The sequence below is a fragment of the Halorubrum tibetense genome, assembly GCF_042661865.1.
GTDB lineage: Archaea > Halobacteriota > Halobacteria > Halobacteriales > Haloferacaceae > Halorubrum > Halorubrum tibetense.
The window spans coordinates 13,797-34,166 of the sequence record NZ_JBHSWW010000002.1 but is presented as its reverse complement, the minus strand read 5'-3'; the positions used below and the strand labels follow the sequence as shown (position 1 = coordinate 34,166).

At 56.8% G+C, this 20,370-nt stretch carries 15 protein-coding genes; 14 read left to right on the top strand and 1 reads right to left on the bottom strand.

Annotated elements, in window-relative coordinates; translation table 11 throughout:
- Positions 1-75: 75 nt before the first annotated feature.
- From ACFQEU_RS00500 to ACFQEU_RS00475, 6 genes are all read left to right on the top strand, one after another.
- The gene (locus ACFQEU_RS00500; protein WP_379778172.1) at positions 76-4,674 is read left to right on the top strand and encodes a DEAD/DEAH box helicase; all 4,599 of its coding nucleotides are present in this window, start codon (positions 76-78) and stop codon (positions 4,672-4,674) included.
- A gap of 56 nt (positions 4,675-4,730) precedes the next feature.
- The gene (locus ACFQEU_RS00495; protein WP_379778170.1) at positions 4,731-5,630 is read left to right on the top strand and encodes a hypothetical protein; all 900 of its coding nucleotides are present in this window, start codon (positions 4,731-4,733) and stop codon (positions 5,628-5,630) included.
- Positions 5,627-6,481, top strand: a complete 855-nt coding sequence (locus tag ACFQEU_RS00490; protein WP_379778168.1) for a hypothetical protein — start codon at positions 5,627-5,629, stop codon at positions 6,479-6,481. Before ACFQEU_RS00495 ends, ACFQEU_RS00490 begins: the two co-directional genes overlap by 4 nt.
- A 1-nt stretch (position 6,482) precedes the next feature.
- The gene (locus ACFQEU_RS00485) at positions 6,483-9,545 is read left to right on the top strand and encodes a P-loop NTPase family protein (protein ID WP_379778166.1); all 3,063 of its coding nucleotides are present in this window, start codon (positions 6,483-6,485) and stop codon (positions 9,543-9,545) included.
- Positions 9,538-10,227, top strand: coding sequence for a hypothetical protein (locus ACFQEU_RS00480; RefSeq protein WP_379778164.1), 690 nt, complete (start codon positions 9,538-9,540; stop codon positions 10,225-10,227). Before ACFQEU_RS00485 ends, ACFQEU_RS00480 begins: the two co-directional genes overlap by 8 nt.
- A 357-nt stretch (positions 10,228-10,584) precedes the next feature.
- Positions 10,585-10,848: a hypothetical protein gene (locus ACFQEU_RS00475; protein WP_379778162.1), complete on the top strand. Its 264-nt coding sequence runs from the start codon at positions 10,585-10,587 to the stop codon at positions 10,846-10,848.
- A 214-nt stretch (positions 10,849-11,062) separates the two neighbouring features.
- On the opposite strand, the gene ACFQEU_RS00470 is transcribed toward ACFQEU_RS00475, so the two are convergent.
- Positions 11,063-11,722: a queuosine precursor transporter gene (locus ACFQEU_RS00470; protein ID WP_379778201.1), complete on the bottom strand. Its 660-nt coding sequence runs from the start codon at positions 11,720-11,722 to the stop codon at positions 11,063-11,065.
- Positions 11,723-11,911: 189 nt separating this feature from the next.
- Here ACFQEU_RS00470 and ACFQEU_RS00465 point away from each other — a divergent pair, with 189 nt between their 5' ends.
- The 8 genes from ACFQEU_RS00465 (at position 11,912) to ACFQEU_RS00430 (ending at position 20,221) form a co-directional block, all read left to right on the top strand.
- Complete coding sequence (locus ACFQEU_RS00465) at positions 11,912-12,373, top strand: 6-pyruvoyl trahydropterin synthase family protein (protein WP_379778160.1); 462 nt, start codon at positions 11,912-11,914, stop codon at positions 12,371-12,373.
- Positions 12,373-13,149 (top strand): 7-carboxy-7-deazaguanine synthase QueE, encoded by a 777-nt coding sequence (locus ACFQEU_RS00460; protein ID WP_379778158.1) that lies wholly within the window; start codon positions 12,373-12,375, stop codon positions 13,147-13,149. Before ACFQEU_RS00465 ends, ACFQEU_RS00460 begins: the two co-directional genes overlap by 1 nt.
- Positions 13,150-13,243: 94 nt before the next feature.
- The gene (queC, locus tag ACFQEU_RS00455; RefSeq protein ID WP_379778156.1) at positions 13,244-13,933 is read left to right on the top strand and encodes a 7-cyano-7-deazaguanine synthase QueC; all 690 of its coding nucleotides are present in this window, start codon (positions 13,244-13,246) and stop codon (positions 13,931-13,933) included.
- A gap of 108 nt (positions 13,934-14,041) precedes the next feature.
- Entirely contained in the window at positions 14,042-14,230 is a 189-nt protein-coding gene (locus ACFQEU_RS00450) for a ribbon-helix-helix domain-containing protein (RefSeq protein WP_379778154.1), read from the top strand.
- A gap of 72 nt (positions 14,231-14,302) precedes the next feature.
- The gene (locus ACFQEU_RS00445) at positions 14,303-15,382 is read left to right on the top strand and encodes a M20 family metallopeptidase (RefSeq protein ID WP_379778152.1); all 1,080 of its coding nucleotides are present in this window, start codon (positions 14,303-14,305) and stop codon (positions 15,380-15,382) included.
- Between the two features lie 479 nt (positions 15,383-15,861).
- Entirely contained in the window at positions 15,862-18,162 is a 2,301-nt protein-coding gene (locus ACFQEU_RS00440; RefSeq protein ID WP_379778150.1) for an Eco57I restriction-modification methylase domain-containing protein, read from the top strand.
- Between the two features lie 1,137 nt (positions 18,163-19,299).
- On the top strand, positions 19,300-19,752 hold the full coding sequence (locus ACFQEU_RS00435) for a helix-turn-helix domain-containing protein (protein WP_379778148.1): 453 nt from the start codon (positions 19,300-19,302) through the stop codon (positions 19,750-19,752).
- 121 nt (positions 19,753-19,873) lie between these two features.
- On the top strand, positions 19,874-20,221 hold the full coding sequence (locus ACFQEU_RS00430; RefSeq protein WP_209486054.1) for a hypothetical protein: 348 nt from the start codon (positions 19,874-19,876) through the stop codon (positions 20,219-20,221).
- Positions 20,222-20,370: the final 149 nt, after the last annotated feature.

Genomic DNA, 20,370 nt, shown 5'->3' with positions numbered 1-20,370 from the left:
GACACTCTCTCTTCGGCCCTCGATCGCGCGTCGGAGATCACTTGGTGGAATCGGAGCCTCACCAAGGTAACCCGTATGGACGGAGTCGACGACGCGGACGGGTTTCTTCGGAACGATCTGATCGAGACGAAGGGACCGTACGTCGAGTTCGTCGATCCACCCGCTCCTGCGGAGGTTCCGGCGACAGAACTCTTGGAAGGATACAGCTACGCTGACGAAGTCGTCGAGGCTGTCGTCGAGGAGTTGTTCGGCGGCGACGAAACGGGACATCTCTACCGACATCAGTCTGAAATGATCGAAGCCATCGATCGGGACTCTAACGCCAACATCCTCACCGTTCCGACGGCGGCTGGGAAAACGGAAGCGTTCCTGCTTCCCGTTCTCAATGACTGTATTCAAGGGGATCGTCAAGGAACGAAGGCGATTGTCGTCTACCCGATGAAGACCCTCGCCGTGGATCAACTCAACCGACTCCTCCGGTATCTCCACGTCATCAATCGTTCGAAGGACCACTCGGACCGCGTCACGGTCGGAATATGGGACGGTGACACGGCGAGAACGGTAGGCGACAGAGAGCGGGAAATCGAGCCGGGCTCCTACGTCAGAGGCCTAGAATGCCCACAGACGGGACGAAAGCTGACAATCGGGGCAGACGGTGTCGTTGAGGCCGACGGCCGGCGCTATCCGTGGGTGAAGGTCACGCGGGACCGAGTTGAGGATGGTGCGGATATCCTGCTGACAAATCCCGAGGCGATCGATCATGCCTTCGTGAACCGAAGCGAGGAGGTGCGCGGGGTGTTCGGAGATGGAGTCGGAGACCATCCGGTCAAACACATCGTGTTCGACGAGGCTCACGTCTGGCGCGGTATCAAGGGCGCGGCAGTTCGCCTCCTCGTTGACCGTCTTTCCCACTTCTACGGGCCGTCAGACCCACAGGTCTCCCTCGTCTCGGCGACGATCAGGAACCCCGGCGAGCTCGCGTCCACGCTCACTGGCGAACCCGAAGACGATATCAACGTTATCGACTTCACGGCCCGGGAGCGACCGGCGGCGGAAGGCGGTGAATTCGACCGCTTGACTCCAACGACGCTGGAGGAGCTCCTGGACACGCTCCTGTATGTCCATGTGGAATCACCCTCGGCGTCCGAGCTAAGAAACGCCCATCCGGAGCTTCGGTCCGCCTTAGCCACGGCACGGGAGGTCGGATTGATCTCACAGGAAGATCCGTTGACCCTCTCCAGCGATGAGCTATGGCTGACATCCGCGCTGGAAGACGCCGTGGGAGAAGGGCTAATGAATTCGTCACACAGCCGACCTGGTGAGCTACTCAGTGACGAGGAAACGAGAGCCGATCTCCATGAGTCGGTCTTGGGCGACGCGGGGCTTGAGACCGACTGGTACGAGTTCGTAGTAGAACACGTTCCGGAGGTTATCGAAGTCGCCGACTGGTTCGACTCGGACACGATGGGTAACGTCGAGTTCAAACACTACGACGATCTCGTGAATTTCCTCGACGGGCGGACGACAGGAGACCCCGAGGAGTACATCGCCACTGTCTTGGGATTCGGCCGGTTGGCCGGCGTCGTCACCGAGAAGTACCACTCGTTCCTCAAGCCGCCGCTGAAGGTGTATCACTGTCCCTCGTGTCGTTCTCTCTCCCGCACAGACGTCTGTAAGGAGTGTGGATCACGGATCGAGGAACTCCGTTTCTGTGAGACCTGCGACCATCCGTTCCTTGTCCGTCAGGACGAGGGCGAAGAACCCGATTCCGAGGACTCCGAGACCGCGGCAGAGCTCGTTCCTTTCGGCGGGGCCGGACCGGTCGAGCGGTGTCCCGGTTGTGACGACACTGTCAGCGTCACCGACGTCGAGGTGCCGACTAGCACCCTGCTTTCATTCATGTTGTCCGAAATGTGCCGGGTCGCCCCCTCGGAGAAGGTCCTCGTCTTCTCGGACTCCCACTCGTCGGCTGAGAGCGTCGCAAAGCAGATCCAGCAGACGGAGTACGGACTCATGGCTGCCACCCTGTACGTCGACTTCTTGAAGCGGCGAGGCGGGGTTGGAGGGCGATTAGGGGCATACAGATCGGTGTCGAAACGGCTCCGAGAGGAGTACTGGGAGCCCTTTTTCGACCGATCCCTCTCCTCGACCGGGTCTGCGTACAACATGATCGAACAGCTACAGGACGATGTGAGCAAAAAAGCCGACCTCTACAACTGTCGCTACCTGTTCGATAGCACGCTGGTGACTTCAGACGTACTATACGAGTCGGCGGGCGATGCGTTTGAACTGCTCGTCGGTCACACGCTCTGGGAGGTACTTGCCTCGTCGGAGTCAGTCGGCTTCACAAAGAGCGGAGTCGAGATCGGAGCGCTTCCCCGGGAGAAGGTACACCAGAAGGTCCGGAACAAACTCCCGCACTGCACTCGGGAAATCAGTGGTATCGTCGACGAATTTCTCTTCGAGTTTCTCGACGCGGGCGTCATTCACGAAAAGGACTACGAGTCACTCCAGCTCGAAATCGAAAACGGTGCAGGTTCGGACGAAGACCGGCGAGCCGCCATCGACTACATCAACGCACAGCGAGAAGAGATATCTTCCTCCGACGCGCTGCCGAACGATTTCTCCGTTCGGTCCGGTGTGTTCGTCCGACGGCATAAACAAGACAGGACGGACCTTCGGCTGCTGACACACGTCGCGTTCTGTACGAACTGTCACGCAGCGTTCCCGGCTTTGGAGGGGGAGGGTCCGGGAGACACCTGTTTCGAATGCGGTGACGACCTGGAGACGTTCCGAAGGTACGAAGTCGAAGACGGCGACTACGAAGGAGACGGATACGCCGAGGTCGATGACGAGAGTCCTTGGGCACTCGATCACTGGGCACACGATATCACACGCCCGCTTCGAAGCGACGAAATCGACTTCGTCACTGTCGGTATACACAAGGGGAACATCCCGGCGACGGTCCGCGGGATCATCGAGGAAGGGTTCCGGAAGGACGACCCCGAGATCAACGTCGTCAGTTCCACTCCGACTATGGAGCTCGGCGTCGACATCGGGACGCTGGACACGGTCGCTCAAGTCGGAATGCCTCCCACGCTGACGAACTACGTACAGCGCAGCGGTCGAACCGGCCGGTCACGAGGGAGTTCGTCGCTCGTGCTCACGGCGATCCGCGGCCGACACCCGGTCGATAACCACTTCTACCAAGACCTCACTCGGTTCTTCAGCGAATTCCAACCGGTCCGCGTGCCTCCCGCCTACGAGTTCGAACAGCTGGTCGCCGGCCACGTAGTGACGGAGGTCATGGGGCACATGGCACGGAACCCCCACAGTTCGAACGTCTACGAGCGGACCTACAGCGTCCAGAACGACGATATCGATGTCGACGAATTCGTCGACAGGGTCAAGGGACAACTGGCGGAACTCGAATCGGTGATCACCGGAGACAGGGAATCGGTACTGCGGGACCACATCAGGGACGTCTTCGGTGAAGACGGTGTCAGAGTGTTCGACGACGTCTTCCACTCGGAGGGGACGGTAAGCCTCTCTCACCGCGTGGACGAGGTCTTCGAACCGCTTCGGAACACAGACGGGGATTCGGTTACGGTGGAGGACCTCACGGAAGAGTACGGCCGACTCGACGCGTGGCTCAGACAGCTGGGTTACCTCGCAAATTACCGCGACTTCGGCCATCAGTTCCCCGTGACGTTCACGGGTTACGATAGGAGTATTCGGTTCGAGAGTACCGGACGTCTCTACGACATGTTTCCGGGACAAAAGAACGGCCGTGGTGCCGTCTTCTCGATGGGTGGCCGGGATTACTTGGTTGAGGACGTTCGGGCGGGGCGGCGGCTCACCGAACTCCGGATCTGTACTGACGACGACTGCGAATGGCCCTATCAGAGCTACGCCACAGATTTGGGGGACTGTCCGCACTGCGGGAGCGAGTTGACGGGGACCCCGATCCACGAGGTCTCGTCGGTACACTGCCGACCGGCGTATAAAGGGGAACAGTACTGGAACACGAGGGGCCTACAGACGAAACACACGGAATTGACTCCCACTCCGGACACGACCATCGAGTCGGAACCCGTCTTCAAACTACCCGCGGAGATCACGGAGGGCGCGTTCAACCTCACGGAGTTCGTGTACGCGTACGAACGCCGCCACGCGAGCGGTAGCGGGGTGGATGTCCGTCGCTCAGAAGCGTCTCTCGGCCGTGACGACACTGAGTACGCACCGATCGGTCGGCGGTATCAATCGACGGGAATCCAGTTCGACTTCGACAAGTCGGAAGTCGCTGAACGATTGGACCTGTCCGGCGAAGACGTACCGTGGGCCGTGTTGATGGTGAGCCTCGAACAGGCGCTACAGCGGGCGATAGCGGTATCGGTCAACGTCGAACTCGACGACTTCGAAGTCAGGTCGAGTATCGACGACGAATCGTTGACTGTGACGGTCGTCGACGGTCGCTCGGGCGGAAACGGCGTCGCCTGGGAGGTGGCAGAGACTCTCCGATCTCAGATACTCCCGGAAGTCAAGGAGGTGCTGGCGTGTGAAAACTGTTATTCGTACTGCGAGGAGTGTCTCCTTCTCCCGCGGACGCCGGCCTTCTATCTAGAAAACGACCTACTGGACAAACAGCTGGTTCGTGACTTCGTTGATGACTGAGCTGATAATGGGTCCTGTACCAGCACATATTAATGAGGTGACGATTGGAGGGAACCATGGGTCTTGACGCGCTGCGGTACTGGCTTCAACAAGACCACGTCTTTATTTACGACTCTTCTGCGACCCGGTCACACCGGCAGCTCCGAGCGCTGCCTGCCATGTCGTATCTCGGTTACGAAGTATTCACCTATCCCAAATCATGGAGCCAGCTGGCGGGAACGGACACGTACACACTATTCGGGCACTCTCACACTCACATCGAGAACATGGACACACTTGACGCACCGACCTGCGTGATAACTAACCAGAACTACGAGGAGCACACCCCGGATTCGATAGCGATGCTGAGGACCGTCCCACGGACCGGTGACGGCCGCCTCGCAATCTGCGCAGACCAGAGGAAGTTCCAAATACAAGGCGCGAAGCGGCCCTTACGGGATCAACACAACGTGATCACGCGTAGCTATCAGGAGATTTACGACACCTTTGAGGAGCATTACACGGAGGCTGGCTATACGATGCCCCTCTCGGACACGCGAAACCTGTTCCTCCAAGACAATGCGATCCTGTATCAGCAAGTCAGCGGATCGACTGTAAACAGCAGCGAAGGGCTTTTCGAGGTTTTGAACGAGGCACCGTACCTGCCACTGTATGAAGCGCTGTGCCGGATCTTCAACCGGGACCAGAGTTTCGGCTCGTCGCCCCTCACGGCGGACGAGGTGAGCGAGTTCGCCAAGTGGGTACGGCGTCGGGTTGAGTGGGACAACAAAACGGCGGGGCGGATCACGGAAATGTTGAATAAACAGGTACTCGAAGACTCGAACGTGTTTGCGCACGCCACGAGAATCGATCACACGACTGCGACGGATGCGAGAGAGACGAGATCACGCCTCGAATCCCGGTCGCATACACTGGAACGCCGGCTGTACCGCTGGTTAGATGAAGTGGGACGATGACTGAGGGCTATATCCTCAACGCGGTTCAGACCGCAACACCGTTGCCGGTCGTGTACCGTTCCGTGCAGAGCGGCAACGGGACCGTCGAGGAGATTGAAGAAGACACATGCCTCTCTGAAAACCAGATCTCCAACGCCCTCTCCGGACTACTATTGTTGAGACTCGTCGAGAAAATCGACCGGTATCGCGCGATTGACCTCCCCGTGGAAGACCGAATCGATCAAAAGAGGGCGTTTCAGTTATCGGTCCTACATAACCTCTCTCAGGAGGCTCGGCCGGCTTCAGACGACTGGGGGAAACAGTCGGCCCTTCTCGTGAATTTCGAGTACCTCGTAGAATCGAACACTCAATTCTTCAATCGGAAGGATCAGGCCGTTGCGGACGACATGGACACTTTTCAGCGTGAGCTGGATTACCACCCAGATGACCGACAGGGAGACCGCAACGACATGAACACGGACAAGCTGACGAACTGGACGCGTACGGCCGACCTCCTCGGTTTAGTGAGACAGATACGAGGAACTGACTATGCGACCTCACCGGATCCATGGCTGCTGCATTCGACGATGCGTCTTGCGACTAAAGAGCTGAGCGACCCGGCACCGGGGGATAGCGATCATCCCCGTATCGAGATCCGTGAATACTTCGAGTGGATGCGGGAGAATTACCTTCGAATCGGATTGACCGACGACGGATCCGTACCAGAGATTCTGGCACGGTCGTTCGAGTTCCTCAGCAGGTCGAACGCGATCAGACTCGTCGAGGCCGGCGACGCGGGCGCAGTCGGACTCTCGAACGTGCCGACACCGAGAACGATGGACCAGGCCGCGAACAGTATCGAGGTGAGGTAACGTGAGCACCGAATCCAACTTGGAGATTGACGACTCAGAAGTGGGATCCTGTCCGCACCTCGGTGTACTCGACAAGACGCGATTCAACCGGTTGTTCAGTAGGGTCGCGGCACTGCGTGCGAGCGGAGCGGAAGATAGCGGGGAATATCCCGATATCTTCGAGTTCACACACCACCCAATCACGGTGTTCGAGCAGAGTTTCGGAGAGAACTCCGCGGATCCGAGGCCCGTCCAAGAGGACGACATCATCGACGAGTTCGATCCCGATGCTCTCAACAACTTCACCGTTGTCATAGAGGGCCCCGTCGGGACCGGGAAATCCGAGCTCTGCGCGTATCTCACTCACGCGCTACGGACCGATCACGACCGTCCAGTCCTCCGCGTCGACAAGGACTCCGACCTCCTGACGATGCTCACGGAGACCGTCCCAGAGTTCTACGAGCGCGAAATCGGTGAGCCGCTGGAAGTATCCGGGAACTTGGAGGAGCTGGCGCGCGAACTCGAATCGAACCCGGAGATCGCGGCGGGCGTCGTCGTCAGCAACGGACTGAAACTGCTCGAAGCCGACTACGACCTCATCGAACTCGACAAGGAACAGAAGAACGCAGTCGAGGACTTCATCCTTGAGAAATTAAACGAACTCGTCGAGCGACGACACCAAGACGACGGTGACGTCGAGGACGAGCGAGAGGGATTCCGGTTCGTCACGAAACAGGACTATACGAGCGGTCACGAAGAACATCTTGAGGTCTTCGCGGAGGCTGAGCCCGACCCAGAGAAGGAACCGTACGAGCTCTTGAACGACAAGTTCTGGTCCGCACTCCTCGACAACTACGACTCTCCCCCACTGAACAGCCTGTTGAAGCAGGTCGGCCAGGCGTTCGATACGCGGCCGGTCTGTGTTTTCGAGGACTTCTCCATCGCGGCCGTCCAGGCCGAGAAGCTGCGGAATTACATGGAGCGAGACAACGATAAGGACAACTGGGACTTCATCATCGCGGGCACGACCGACTACACCCGCGAACTCAAGCGACAGACGTCTCAGGACCGTTTCAAGTTCTATCAGACCAACAGGCCCGGATCGAAGCAGGTGGAGTTTCTCACGGAGGACAGCGTCGCGGACTTCGTCCGTCCATACTTGGCATATCCGAAATCCCGAGACGACAGTATTCGATACCGGAACTCAAAGGGGGACAAGAAGGAACTGATCGATCCGCCTGAGGGATCTGTCTGTGGTGAATGCAGGGTGTGCTCGAACGATTTCCGCGACTTCTTTCCGTTCAACGAGACGTTCATCGAACGACTCTACAATCCGGGGCTGAACGAGGATGACCGTCGTCCAAGGTCGATTGTGACCATCGTGAGTGACATCCTCGAAGAGTTCACATACGGGCCGACGTCCGTACCGTCCGATGCTCAGGCCCTCCGGAACGAAGTTAACTCTCCGGATACACTCGTTGCGGACGATGTTCTCGAACGCAGCGAGACGCTCGCGCGGTTCGCTCAGTGGTATGGCCAAGAAGTTGAACGCGATGGGCGGGAGTACTACCGGGCACCGAGGGCGTTCGCCGAAGCGTTCGACATGGAGGGAATACCGAAGTTAAGCGAGGAGACTGAAGGAGTCGCCTCCGATGGCGTTTGGTACGATGAAATGTCCGTCTACGTACCCGCAGCGGGAGACGTCTCACGCCCTGTTACGAAGCCGGTGGAAGACGATTCCGATGAGAGCGATGATTCCGACGATTCCGATGGACCCAACGAACCTGAAAGAGAGCCGGTGTCGGTGGTGGAAGAGATATACGGCGAGCATCGACGCCAGATTGAGGACTGGCGCAAAGAACCGGAAAGCGGCGATTACGCAGAGGTCCGGAAGTACATGGAATCGGGGATCAAGTCGCTACTGGAATTCCTCACCGACGGGTACACCCTCTGGACGGGCACGGGTCTCAATTACTACGTCGGGAAGAGGCGACCGTTCGTGTATCGTAAGAGCAGCGCCGCGCCGGAACCGTATCAGATCGTGCTCGACCTCGATGAATTCCGCGCCTCGACACTCCGGAACCTGTTCCGATTTGGTATCCAACAGGTGGAGGAGTCTTCACCCCGCAGTGCCAAAGAGTTTCTGAGACAGGAAGGGCACGCGACACACTTTGCCGGCCTCGCCGAAGAGTGGCGCTCGAAACTCGTCGCCGAGTTCGTCTCCAGCGACGAGGTGCTCTATCGCAAGGCAGCACAGAAACGGAACTTCGAGTTCGATGATTTCGTCGTTGCGACCTACGCGTGGTTGGTCGTGTTGGACGACCCTTGGAGAGAGATAACGGCCGAGACGCTGAACGAACGGTATCGAAGCTCCGAAAACTTCGAGATAGACCAAACCCTGAATCAGGCGTTGTCCATCTATCCAGACGACACCCGAAGACGATTCACCGACGCGATGGAAACCGCGGAGTATGTGGAAAATATCCTCGGATCACGTCTAGGAGTCACGCAAAACGCGCTCGACGTACCTGCTGTGAGACGACATCTGAACCGCCATTCCCCCTACGATGTTCTGGCCAACTTAGCCAGGAGACCCTACATTGAAAACATCGACAACCGTGTTCGGTTCTCCACGGCTGATGAATCGAAACTCTATGAGATTGCTCTCAGGATGTACAAGCTACATAATACGATGGAAGACGACGTTGTCAACCGTCGCGTTGACGTCGATGAGGCGCGCGTTCTTTCACAGTTACAGAACGTCTCGATGTCGGAAGTCGAGGATATTCACGGAACACTTGTGCAGTCCTATGGGGACGAGATACCAAGCGCACTGAGAGAAACGCTCGATGGATTCGTAGACGCGGTCAGCCAGGAAGATCTAGAAGATGTCGTCGCAGGAGCCCGTCTGATCGGAGCGTTCGATCACTCTGATCAAGACCGAGTTCACCGAAGGTTTGCGGAGTTCAAATTGGACAACCACTCGGTGACCGACTATCTGGACGAGCTGATGACCGATAGTTCCGAGAGCGGACAAGAGCGTTTCGCACCGACGTTTCAAGAGGTGAGCCAGTACTATGAGTAACGAAACAACGGAGCAAACGCTCACGGCCAATCTCAAGCGAGTTCAGGAACGGTATCGACGCCGATCCCTGGAATCACGGTTAGAAGACGTCGCCGATGACCTCCGGGATATCAAACTACAAGCTGCGATTATGGAAGAGTTGTTTGAACAAGAAGTGGAGGTAGATCCGGAGTTGGTTCAAAAGGTGAGAGAAGCCCGGAGACATGCCGGAGAAAACGAATACGATGCGCTGGAGGATGGAATCGATCAGTTAGAACAAAAAGCTAAATCGGCCCGGAGCGCCGTTGAACAGACCTTGAACAAGATGCTCGTTTCGTACGAGAACCAGGTAAACGCGATGGTGAAAATCAACGAGAGAATAGATGTGTATAACCACGATTCGCTTGAGGGATTACACTCTCTCTTAGCAGAATGGAACTGGCGAGAGGCGGTGAGCGTCGAGGAAACCTCTGATTTCGGAGCTCAACTCGAAGAGTGTCGCTCGTTCGGAATCGATATGAGAGGTATATACGAAGACGCCAGGTCCGCCATCATCGAACCGCTCGCTGACGAGGGTATCGAAGACGTGGTCGAGTCGATACTTGGATCCGAAAGCGTTCACCTCGCCTCGCTTTCCGCCGAAGAACGTGAGAAATTGGCCGAATCGGACCTCGGGGATTACCTTACAATCACGTTAGGATGAGCAGGTTTTGTTGAAATCCTCAGCAGATGGTAGTATCACACCTTCAATCGCTCAGTCCACGCTCTCTATTCAACAGAAACACTGAGGACAGTCACAACGAGGGATCTCAACAAAGGCGTGTAAAATTATTAGTTAGTGCGCACATGTTGTCTGAGTATAATGAATATATGCCCACACTGCGAAACGATATTCCAATCTGACTCCAAGTTCCAAAGCCATCGCAGTGAATGCAATGGTGAGTGGCCACCTGGGGAAGGCAAAGAGGAGCAAGGTCCGAAGAGAGATCGGAGTCAGCACAAATGTAAACATTGTGGGGAGAACTTTGAGAACCAAGCGAAATTAGACACACATGTCGTCATGTGTCCTGAAGATGATACAGATTATGAGTGTGATGACTGTGGTGAAGTGTTGCCAACCAAACGGCATTACGAGAATCATATAAAGAATTGCGACAAGGAGGAAAAAACTGAGAATCAGGAAAACCGGGAATCGTCTGGTATCACCGCCTCGATCGGGAAAGAGGTCAAAAATGATGGGCGAGGTGAACGGAAATCAGGTAAAAACCCCTTTGCAGACCCGGAAAGACTCAAAGATACTGGCCTACATAGGGGAGGCGGTTGAAATCCATATTGAGCTGACAATGCGCTCTAAATCATATTTGTGAGGTACCTTGTTTGTGCCCTATAGTTTGATGATTCTTGGAACATCTGTTGGAGCTGTTTGAATTTTCATCGGTCCATAAGCAGCTCTCGTCCATCGGCTGTTTCAGGTAAAAACTTGTCCGAAGAAGGGACTTCAACAAGACCAAATGCTCAGATATCCGGTTAGGTTATAGCTACGCGGGTCGCTCGACGAATTCTGTGACGGCGTAGAAGGGGAGCGTATCGATCAGTGCTACAACCAGTTTCACAATGTACTGTCCTGCGACGATGGACACAAGCGCCCACCCCCACGTAGGGTCGCCACCGAGGCCGAGTGCGGGGAAGATGGCGAAGCCGAGCGTAATAAAAACGACCGTGTCTGCGCCTTGGCTGACGGCGGTTGATCCGCAGTTTCGGAGCCACCGGTAGCGACCACCGGTGCGGTCTTTGAGGTTGGCGAAGAGTCGTACGTCGAGGTGTTGGGCGAGTGCGAGGGCGACGACGGAGGCGAGGATGATGGATGCGGAGTCGCCAAGCGTTGTAACGAATGCTTCTTGTCCTTCGTAGAATGGGGCGGTTGGCATCCAGATGGCGAGGAAGATGAGTGCGTATGCGAGGACGAGTGTGAGGACGGTGCCATTGATGACGGTTGCGGCGTAGTCTTTGCCATGGTATTCGACGAGGAGGTCTGAGGCGAGGTAGGCGAGGCCGAAGGCGACGAAGCCGGCGGGGACTGCTACGCCGCCGATGCCGGGGAGTTCGACCCAGGTGAGTTTGGCTGCGAGGATGTTTGCGAGGACGACCGATCCGGCGAAGATGGCTGTGAAGATCGCGCGAGTATCCTCACTTTTCACCACTGATCACCACCGCTCGTGATTATACAGACGTGTGTGAGGGATGGCAGTGGATTGCTCTGGGTGGCTACTGTTGACCCGCTGGTGTTCCGGTGGTTTTGCGTTGGCCGTGAGTGGGCATGGTGCTGGCGTTCCATCGATGTAGTAACAAGAGTCAATCTTTATATATTCTCCGAATATTCTCTAGATATGGCCCGGAGTATACCGACTGAAAAATCTGAAGCGGATGTGCTTGAGAAAACAGGCCAACGCACACTTCAGATTGGAGCAGATAACCCTATCCGAATTAGCTCGGGGCATCGAATTTTACATCATGATGGGAAGTGTTCGCGGCCGCACGGGCACAACTACGAGATCTCGGTCGAAGTGACTGGGGAACTCACTGATGAGGGGTGGGTCGTTGATAAAGGTGTTGTGACGGATATTATTGATGCGTGGGATCACATGTTCCTTGTCGAAGAGGGCGATCCGCTCGTTGACGCGTTCGAGGAATCTGGTGATGGTGACGCGCTCGTCGTTCTTGATCATCCACCAACAGCGGAGGTGATGAGTGTCTTACTTGAAGAACGGATGCTCGATGTGTTCCCGGACACTGTATCGGACGTGTCGGTGTCAGTGCGTGAAACTGGGGAGCTCTGTGCGTCGTACTGATGCCGGTTGCTAGCGACATCGAAGAGCCTACACCGGATGCTGACGCGGCTGGTGAGGGCCTCCCGATTAACGAGGTGTTCTACTCGTTGCAGGGTGAGGGAACGCTTGCTGGCGTGCCCTCGGTGTTTGTGCGGACCTCTGGGTGTAATCTGCGGTGTTGGTTCTGTGATTCGTATCATACGTCGTGGGAGCCGACCGGGGCGTGGCGCGATGTCGATTCGCTTGTCGAAGAAATTCGGTCGCACGAGCAGGCCAATCATGTTGTACTCACGGGTGGGGAACCGATGATTCACGAGGAGTCCGTTGAGCTCTTAGAGCGACTGGCTGCTGAGGGGTATCATACGACGGTGGAGACGAACGGGACGATTTACCGGGATGCACCGATCGACCTGGCGAGTATCAGCCCGAAGCTGGCGAGTAGCACACCAACGCCGGAGCGTGACCCGAAAGGCGACGGGGAGTGGGAAGAGAAACACGAGCAGAATCGGATCGACATGGACGCGCTCTCCCGGATGGTTGACGAGTACGAGACGCAGCTGAAGTTTGTCGTGACCGACGAGTCGGATCTCCCGGAGATCACGGACCTGGTTGATCGGGTACGAGAAGCGTCGGCGACGACAGTGGCGGATGATGACGTGTTGTTGATGCCGGAGGGGATGACGCGAGAGCAACTTGATGGGACGCGAAGCGAGGTCGCCGAGTTAGCGATGGAGTACGGCTATCGGTACACCCCTCGACTCCACGTAGACCTGTGGAATGACGCCCCAGGAACATGAGCATTGTACTGAGACAGCCCAATCGAGATCGTGTGGTTCCGCAAGTACGGCGTGGTCAACAGAGCAGCAATCAATTCGACGTAACTGAGCAAACATGAGTACTGAAAGCGCGGTGATTTTGGCGTCAGGTGGAATGGATAGTGCGACGGCAGTGTACGAGGCGATGGAACGCGGGTACGAGCCGTACCTGCTTCACACGTCGTACGGGCAACGCACCGAAGACAAAGAGTACGAGTGCGCGAAAGCGCTTGCTGAGGAGGTTGACGCGGCTGACTTCCTCCATATCGAAACTGGGCATCTCGCACAGATTGGGGCGTCGAGCCTGACGGACGAAGAAATGGACGTGGCCGATGCGGACTTAGAGAGCGACGAGATCCCGACATCATACGTCCCGTTCCGGAATTCGAATCTGCTGTCGATGGCAACGTCGTACGCAGAAGCGACTGACTCAGAGGCGCTATTCATCGGCGCGCACTCAGAAGACTTCTCCGGATATCCTGACTGTCGCCCGGCGCTCTTTGAGGCGTTTCAGCAAGTGATCGATGTCGGGACAAAACCGGAGACCACGATTGAATTGAAAGCGCCGTTCGTCGAGTGGTCGAAAACGGAGATTGCGGAGCGCGGGTTGGAACTCGACGTGCCGTACAATATCACGTGGTCGTGTTACCGTGACGAGGAGCCGGCGTGCGGAACGTGTGATGCCTGTGCGTTTCGGCTCGAAGCATTCCGGAATGCCGGGTCACGCGATCCGATTGCGTACGCTAAACGCCCACAGTTCTCCTAAGTAGTGCCCACAGCGCGACGTGTACAATAACATCGGGTTTCTAATGAGGTGCTACCCGTGGTGTGAGTGGGCGACACGCTAATGATATTCCTGTGAGAATACGAGCGTATGCCGAAAGTGAGCGTGGAAATTCCACAGGAACTGCTCGACGATCTCGACGCGCATGTTGGTGACGAGGGGAAGTTCGTCAATCGAAGCGATGCGATCCGCACGTCGATCCGCAAAACGCTGGATATGCTCGATGAGATTGATGCACGACATGGACGACTTGAGACGGACGAAACTGAATCTCACTAATCGCAATCAATGTGCTGCGTGAATCAGCGATTCTTGAACACGTAATGTGGACTCAACAGGTGTGAACACAACGTGATGGTAGATTTAGAACGGTTTCATCGAGAGGCGATTGCGACGCCATCGCATCAGGACGTCGGTGAGATGCGGTCGTTACTGGTGGATACGTTGTCCGACGCGGGATACGAACCCGAGGTGGATACGGTTGGATGTGTTGTTGTGACGCGCAGCGGTGAGTCTGCTGGCCCACATTTGGTACTGAATACGCATTTAGATACGGTGCCGCCGCACATTCCGTACGAGCGGGATGGTAACGTGGTTCGGGGGCGGGGGAGTTGTGATGCGAAAGGACCGATGGCTGCCTTCATAGATGCGTTTTGTGCGGCGTCACTAGATCGGGGGAAACTGACGCTGGCGGTGTCGCCGGATGAGGAGACATCGCAGTTTGGCGGGGAACACCTTGCGGAGACACTCTCACCTGATGGTGTGATTGTGGGTGAACCGACTGGGTTGGATGTATGTGTTGCTGCTCGTGGGTCGTTCGGCGGGCATGTCACGCTAATCGGGCAAAGTGCGCACGCAAGCGACCCGGAGAGCGGGCAGAATAGTATCAACGCGGTCGGACCGCTGGTTGAGGCGTTAGCACGATTTGACGAAGAATGTAGCCCGGATGACCACCAACTGCTTGGTGCGCCAGTGTTGTCGCCGACGCGGATCGATGGGGGCGGGCCGTTGAATCAAATTCCGGCGGAATGTACAGTGAGTTTCGACAGACGAAGTGTGCCGCCAGAAACCAGTGACGGGTTTTTCGCCGCGCTGAGGCGGTACTTGCAACGAGAGATTCCTGACGGGTACGAGGTTGCGGTGGAACCGGCGTATCCGGAAAGTCCGGACCCGGAAGCGTTCTTAGCGAACCAGGATACAGAGCTTGTTCGGACGCTGGTGGAGATGAGTGGTGGGGAAGTTCGTGCGTTCGGGGCGGCGACGGAAGCGTCCTACTTTGCGCCGCATGCACCGACAGTTGTGTTCGGGCCGGGCGAGTTGAGCGATACAGACGGACCGGTCGCGCATAGTGACAGAGAGTACGTCCGGGTTTCAGACGTTGGGGCCGCCGCAACCACGGTCACGGAAAGCATCGAGAAGTTACTGAATTAGTGCGGCTATACAGCATTCTGTGGAGTGAAGCGAGACAAGTTGAAAGACACATAGATACTAGATTGTGTAGAGGTCAGAAAACACTAGGCGTCGAGAATGTGAGATACAACGATTTCCTGAAAAGCAGAGACACAACTGATACTATTTTATTTGCTGCCGATCCCTAGACGCATCTGGTCGATCTCAACCCTGAATTCAATCACCCCCGAATTGATCGTCCCGACGCGATACGCCCGAACGAGCTGTCGGCGTTCCCGCTACCGATTCCAAACGATTCGTTGTACTGACGCGAGGAAGAACCTCTTCGATCGAACAGCCGTCGAAGCGGACCCCGCGGTACACCGCGATATAGTCGTGCTGTGAATCGACGTCCCGTCTTGTCTGTCCGCGCCTCGTGTCTACTGGGCTCGATGCGCTTGTCCCGCCCTCCAGACGCCGAGGGTTCTTATTTAACCGGGTCATGATGCCGGGACACTCCGATGCCCGAAATGAATCTCAAACATGGAAGCAGGAACGATACCATCTACCCTCCCACACGAGATACCGCAGAACACCCAACCACTCAGGACACTGCTGCTGGAACACCGATACGGTCTCCAATCCCTGAGAAACACTCGAACAACCGTTCTAGCCTGGACGAACTCCGTGAGCAATCCATCGATACGGACCAAATCGCTGAGACACTCGAAAACGCCGCTGAAAAGATCGAACCAGCAGCGCGGACCCTCATGGCTGAACCACTCCCCGAACAGATCTCTCATTGGCTCGATCTACACGGCATCGACCGGATCAACGACGAGACTCGTCACCTAATCGGGAAACAGTCCGCGTTCCAACTCTTATTGAAAACCACGCTCTACGAGTACTATCACCAACGAGGCAGACTCCCAGCTCTCCCAGACGACATCCCAACAGCACTTCGGCGCGCACGAGAAGAGACCGGAGACGCTGCGTTCACAAAAACTGTCCTCGATGAAATTGTCGGGCGAGCAGACGCAGATGTCGCCGACGATATCTCTGTCCATCGCCACGACTTACTCGCAACCACACAGCCTGCGGAAACGATCGCGCACATCTACGAAACACTCGTTTCGAGTCCTCACCGGCGCTCACTCGGCCAGTACCGAACACTCCCCGCGATCAGCGATCTCATGCGTTCATGGGCGAGTTGCGGGGCTGAAACTGTTCTCGACCCGGGAATCGGGGCAGGCGCGCTTTCCACACCATACCACCCGGATTGGTCGCTCACAACTGACCCTGACCATGCGGTTGGGATTGATCGAAGCCCACTTGCTCGAATAATGGGGGCGACTGCGCTCACCATCTCCGGGCAGTCACACGATACACGCGCAACCGACTTCCTCCACCTACCATCCGATGAACTCCCTCGTGATGCTGACGCCGTCATCGCAAACCCCCCCTACACCGACAGCCAAACGCTTGAGACGCCTGACAAACACTCGTACCGTAGAATAGCAGAACAAGAGACCGGCTACGACATCCCCGCGAAAACACCACTGTACGCGTACTTCCTCTACCGTTCTCGACGGTTCCTCACAGAGGGGGGCCGAATGGCGACGATCACTCCTCAAGCTTGGCTCGCCACTACCTACGGCCGCACGCTCAAGCAGTTCCTCCTCAACGAATTCGAAATCAAAGCGCTGATCCAGCTCAACCCAGAAACGATCAGCGCCTTCGACGGCCCAGCAACTACCGGCCTGATTACGTTCCTCGAAGCGTCTAGTGACCCAGATCCAGACACCAACGTCCGGTTCATCCGCGTTGACGACCTGTCCAAACTCGAAACCACGTCCGGTGACCGTGACTGGCAACCCGTTCGGAACCTCATCAGTGGTGCCGAGACGAGCGCCGGTGACTGGGGTTTCGCCACCACCGTCAAGCAAGAAAATCTCGAACCGAGTGAGAACTGGGAAGCTCAATTCAACCCCGTCGACATCGACAAGAGTGATCTTTCACCGCTTGGCGATCTCCTTACGGTCTCCCGCGGACCGACGACCGGTAACGTCGAATTTTTCTGCCTCAGTGAACCGGACGTAGCAGCTACCGGCCTCAGCGAAAGACACTTAACGAAAATCGTCCGCCGCCCAAGCCACATCCATGGGTACGACTACAAAGAAACCGACTGGCAGGCTGCCCGGGCCGACGGGAAGGACGTCTGGTTATTAGACCCGGACGAGATCGAAGCCATCCCCGACACAGTCACCGAATTCGCCGAACAAACACGCGTCGACTGCGCGACCGTTCCTGTCGACGTCGACGAACCTAACACCGACCTGATAAACTACCTCCATGAAGGAGTCACCGAACACGGCCTCGCCGAGATCAAAACACTCCAAACACGACAGTACTGGTACCGTCCCCGTTGGAAGCCACCGGCGGAGGTACTGGTCCAAAGCGCAGGTCGGGACGGGTTCAGATTTATGCTGAACGAGGCTTCCGTCCGCAACACGAACGCTTGCTACGGCTTCTACGACATCGCCCTCTCTAGCCGCGAACTCAAAGCACTACTCGCCTACCTCAACAGTGATGTCTTCCACGAGTTGGTCCGCCAACACCAACGGACCCTCGACGGCGGCTTCGAAAAAATCGAACCCCGTAACCTCGAACGCGTGCCAGTCATAGACCCAACTGACCTTCCTGATGAGACCGTTACGATTCTCTCAAACGCGTTCGATGAACTACGGCAAAGAGCACGCCAAGGAAATGAGATTACTGATGTGATCACTCGGATCGGCCACATCATTAGTCACGTTGTCTGAGAGAACCGCCTCGATTTCAATACCCCGGTGCGCGCCAGTGCTGTGACCCGTGCTGTGTATGAAACGATTTCTCTGTACCGCCAGCCCCTGGTTCTCACCTTCTCGACGCGCCGCCCGCCGTGGTGGTCGGTGGGGCGCGCCCGTTGAGGGCAGCTGGTTGCTTCTTCGTTTCTTGATGTTCCCGTGGTCGATTGTCCAGTTGGTCTGCTTGCCTGCCGAGCGTTGCCACTGGGGTTGGTGTGTACGTTCACACCAGCTTCCTTGAGCCTGCCCGGCGTGTGAGCGCAACGCCCGTGTCTGCCCCGCGCTGCCGCGTCGGCTTAAAGAGAGGTGGGGACGAGTCCTGACCTGCCCGCCTCCCCAGCCGCCCGCGGGCGGCGTCGCCCCGGGCGTGGTGTGAACACCAGTATGCCTATGACAAGAGGAAGACATAAAAAGCCGAGCGGCGCATGAGCCATCATCCGCCTTCCCAGCCACCCACTCACTCCCGCGGGGTAAATCCCTCTCACCAATCTATAGTAACACACATCTGCGGAAATTCGAGGGGACAATAGAACTCGGGGAGAGACAGATTACGCCCGCAGATTGCTCCCCCGAGCTTTATAGTCGCTTAGCAGCTTGGGATACTGTCTCGTCCGACTCGACCCGCGGCCGACTCCTTTTGCGGTGGTTTCTGCGCCCCGTCGGCAGCCTTTTCAGGGGCCTTCTGCGGGGGTAGGATGTGAGTTTTGCGGGGGTTTCTGCGCCCCCCGCAATCCCCCGCAAAAGCTTATGCTACCACAGTCAATAACATGACACATGCCCTCCAGAAACCCAGACGAGGTGGCTGCTGATCACGTAACGATTGACAACTTCTGCGGTGGCAGTGGTGGTTCGGGATCGGACGGGACGGACTGTATAGCTGTGGGGACCGACGACCCCGCCTCCCTCATCGACGCGCTCGGACGTGCGACTGAGTTAGCTGGAGTCGATTATGATGGCTCAGGAGACACCAGCGTTGTGAAAAAATTCCTTCCGACTGGATCGCAGGTACTGCGAGATCCTCCATATTGGATCGTGTGTGGGACTAATCCCGATGAGATACGCTCTACGTTGCTCCAGAAGGTACAAGATTTGAACGGGCGAAAAAAGGTCGTGATGACAGACTGGCTCGCCTGCTGCGATACTGTCGCGTCGTTGTCGTCGTGGCTCGATGCGCTCCTTGACGCCGGGGCGGCCGTGACTGCCCTCCAGTCTGACGTCGTGCTCACTCCTGGTGAATCGATCGACTCCGCCGCCGTCACTACCCTGCTGGGTGAAATCTCGACCGCGTCGCTCAACACCCAAGATGCAACTCCGCCCGATTACCTCCGGCGCGACTGGTCGGGTCGCGTCCCGACCGGGTGTGAGGTCGTTGGCGGTGACCTCGTCCCCAGTGGCGACTACGGTGAGGTGCGTGAGACGCTCCTCGAAGTCATCGCTGATGACGGGTTGTCGCGGCGGCAGGCAGCGGATCGGATTGGGTGTTCGCCGCGCACGGTCACGCGCATCTTGGAGGACACTAAGCGGCGGGAGTTGTACCGGCTCCCAGCAGCGTCTGCGGGCGAGTAGCTCGGCAGGCGTGGTGTTACAGTAGCGCGCCACGCTTCAGGTTTGACGTGTCGAGTATGGTGCCTACTCTCTGACCAAGGACTGGTTGGGGTTTTAGCATTTGGAATTCGTACGCGGCAATATGTATTCCGACGAGGGGTACCGGATTCGAGAAAACACGGGAGATCCATCGGCTCCGTCAGTCGATGCGGTTATTGATCTGGCATTGGAACGCGCCGCTGATCCGCGATCCACCGAACATCCAGATGGTCATTTCGACCAGTATATCAGCGACGCTGTCGAGCAATTCGGGGAAGACGACGTAGTGAACTGTATCCGTTTCACCCTCGTCGACGGCTATACTCATCGCATGGCGGGTACTGCTGCCTTCGGTGAGGATGACTATGCTTGGGGGATTGACGTTGGTGTCGCAGCGATCGCCTACCTACGAGATCTTCACGAACAGCGAGAGTCGGGAAGTGATTCATGACCTCATGCCATTCCACTCACCACAGCAGGGACGATCCACGACCACCTCAACGCACTACGCGACCCTTTCGTCGACGTATACGCACCCGTACAGAATCAATACCAGCAGGACTAAAACAGAAATAATTCAGCGCACCATAGATATATATC